We start from the raw sequence: 237 nt of genomic DNA, 5'->3' as shown, positions 1-237 counted from the left end.
TAAATACTACCTGGCGACCGATAGTGAATCAGTACCGTGAGGGAAAGGTGAAAAGCACCCCGGAAGGGGAGTGAAATAGAACCTGAAACCGTGTGCTTACAAAAAGTCAGAGCCCGATCTAGGGGTGATGGCGTGCCTTTTGTAGAATGAACCGGCGAGTTACGTTTAACATGCAAGGTTAAGTCGAGAAGACGGAGCCGCAGCGAAAGCGAGTCTGAATAGGGCGAATGAGTATGT

At 49.4% G+C, this 237-nt stretch carries 1 rRNA gene; it reads left to right on the top strand.

The features are described from left to right. Positions 1 to 237: ribosomal RNA gene (locus HPT30_RS00060) — 23S ribosomal RNA — on the top strand; the annotation flags it as partial.

Origin of the sequence: Paenibacillus agri (assembly GCF_013359945.1) — a bacterium.
Lineage (GTDB): Bacteria > Bacillota > Bacilli > Paenibacillales > Paenibacillaceae > Paenibacillus_AQ > Paenibacillus_AQ agri.
Note: the sequence above shows the minus strand (reverse complement) of the source record. Positions and strands in the feature narration are given on the sequence as shown.